Genomic DNA, 2,077 nt, shown 5'->3' on the forward strand with positions numbered 1-2,077 from the left:
CGGCCCCGGAGTGCGCGCCATGCGCTCCGGGGCCGACCGGCCTTTTCGGAACGACTCTTTTCGAACGGCGAGACGCGCACGTCGGAACTCGAATGCCGGAACCGGACTTCGAGAACTTGATCGCCGCGAACTCGACCGTCGAGAATGCGAACTTCGGGAATTCGGGACAAGGTCGAAAGCAGGGATTCAGCAATGCGACAGGTCACCCGCAAAGGCCTGATGACCATGGCCGCCGCCACCGGCGTGATCGCCGCGACCGGTGGCGCGGCACACGCGGACTCGGCCGCGAGCGGATCGAGCGCGAACTCGCCCGGCGTACTGTCGGGCAACTCGGTGCAGGCGCCGGTGCACGCGCCGGTGAACGTCTGCGGCAACACGGTCAACGTCATCGGGCTCCTCAACCCGGCGATGGGCGACGTGTGTGTCAACACCGGCGTCAAGAGCGGCGGCGGCAGCGGCTCGTCCGGTGGGCACAGCGGGCACGCCGGCTCCGGGGGCTCTCAGGCCGGCGGGAACACCGGCGGTTCGCCCGGTGTCGGCTCCGGCAACCACGTCGAGGTGCCGATCGACGCACCGGTGAACGTCTGCGACAACAGCGTCGACGTCATCGGGATCGGGAACCCCACCACGGGCAACGACTGCGGGAACGGGGGCGGTTCCGGCGGCACCGTGCCGTCGGGGAGCGGTCAGGAGACTCCGCCCGGCGGCCCCGAGCAGTCGGGCAACCCGGTGGAGCAGGGTCGCCCCGGCGCCCCGAACACGCCGCCCGCCTCGGGCGACGAGACACGAGGCGGCTCCTCGCACGCCAACCAGCCCGGGGCACAGTTCCTCACCCAGCCGCGAGCCGCCGCACAGCTCGCGCACACCGGCAGTGAGCTGCCGATGGGCCTCACGCTCCCCGTGGGCGCGGGGGCGCTGCTGGCGGGCGCGCTGCTCTACCGCAAGGGGCGCGCCTCGGCATAACCCTGGGGCAGGGGGATTCACAGCACCACGAAATCCCCCCGGCGTGGCGGACGACGGAGCGGGCCCGGTGTCGGTGGGCCTGCTCCGCTTCCGTCGCCTCAGATCACCACGTGGCGCGGACCTGGCGGATGATCCGCCGGCGCAGCCGCACCCTGCGGCTGCCGTCGCGCAGCAGGCTCAGGCGGTCCAACTCCCAGTGTCCGTACTCGGCATGGTCCGTCAGCAGACGTGTGGCGTCTTTGCGGGAGACCCCGCGCGGTACGTACACGTCGACAAATTCGTATTCCGGCATCGCATCTATTGTGCGGTCTGGGGTCCGGTACGGATAGCGTCTGCACTATGTCTGATGCTGCGCAGCCCACCGCTGCCGAGGTACGCGCCGCCGCCGAGGCGGTCAAGACCGCGCTCGACCGCCACCTGGCGGCGGTCGAACGCCGGTCGGGTGAGGACGACCCGGCTGTCTACGAGGCGTTCAACGAGCTGGCCGCGGCCGCGGAGGCGTACGACGAGTTGCTCTACGACCGTTACGACGAGGTCACGCCCTTCGAGATTCCCGGCGCGGACGACTCGCTGCCGCCGTACATCGGCCCGGAGGAGCCGAACGCCCTCAGCGTGCTGATCCGCCGCGACTACACCGTGGCGGAGCCCCAGCGGCTGCTGGCGCAGGCCCAGCGGGTCGAGGCGGCGGACTACGACGAGAGCGGGGAAGCCGCCGGCACGGTGCACGGGGCGCTCGGCATCCTGTTCGGCGAGTTCGAGGCGGACGAGATCGCCTCCCGGCACAAGGACTTCGGCCTGGAGGAGGGCGACTCCACGCTCTGGGTGACGGCGGCCGACGAGACGGCCGTGCCCGGCGAGTGGCTGGAGGCGCCGTTCGAGCAGGTCGACCCGCAGCGGGTGGTGTGCCGCTTCGACGTCAGCGCGGTCTTCGACGACGACGTGGACGACATCGACGACGTTGACGACGACGAGGAGGACGGGGACCTCGAAGACGTCGCGGAGATCGACGACGCGACCGAGGGCGAGGATCTGGAGCGGCTGGACGCGGATCGCCGAGCGGATCACTGAGCGACCCCTCGCCGCGCCACTGTGCGACATCAGGCGGCGGGCCCCG

Annotated in this window: 3 protein-coding genes; 2 read left to right on the plus strand and 1 reads right to left on the minus strand. The window is 71.1% G+C overall.

The window, feature by feature from the left end; all coding sequences use genetic code 11:
- Positions 1–192 precede the first annotated feature (192 nt).
- Positions 193–963, plus strand: coding sequence for a chaplin (locus tag ACWBNA_RS45985; protein WP_482710572.1), 771 nt, complete (start codon positions 193–195; stop codon positions 961–963).
- Between the two features lie 103 nt (positions 964–1,066).
- Here ACWBNA_RS45985 and ACWBNA_RS45990 read toward each other — a convergent pair whose 3' ends face one another.
- Positions 1,067–1,255, minus strand: a complete 189-nt coding sequence (locus ACWBNA_RS45990; protein ID WP_005485166.1) for a DUF5703 family protein — start codon at positions 1,253–1,255, stop codon at positions 1,067–1,069.
- A 47-nt stretch (positions 1,256–1,302) separates the two neighbouring features.
- Here ACWBNA_RS45990 and ACWBNA_RS45995 point away from each other — a divergent pair, with 47 nt between their 5' ends.
- Entirely contained in the window at positions 1,303–2,031 is a 729-nt protein-coding gene (locus tag ACWBNA_RS45995) for a hypothetical protein (RefSeq protein WP_482710573.1), read from the plus strand.
- Positions 2,032–2,077 lie beyond the last annotated feature (46 nt).

It is taken from the genome of Streptomyces sp. Q2, from assembly GCF_056820935.1.

Bases quoted from the DNA above. Each gene is read 5' to 3' on its own strand.
- ACWBNA_RS45990 (WP_005485166.1), bottom strand. From the start codon at position 1,255: ATGCCGGAATACGAATTTGTCGACGTGTACGTACCGCGCGGGGTCTCC.
- ACWBNA_RS45985 (WP_482710572.1), top strand. From the start codon at position 193: ATGCGACAGGTCACCCGCAAAGGCCTGATGACCATGGCCGCCGCCACC.
- ACWBNA_RS45995 (WP_482710573.1), top strand. From the start codon at position 1,303: ATGTCTGATGCTGCGCAGCCCACCGCTGCCGAGGTACGCGCCGCCGCC.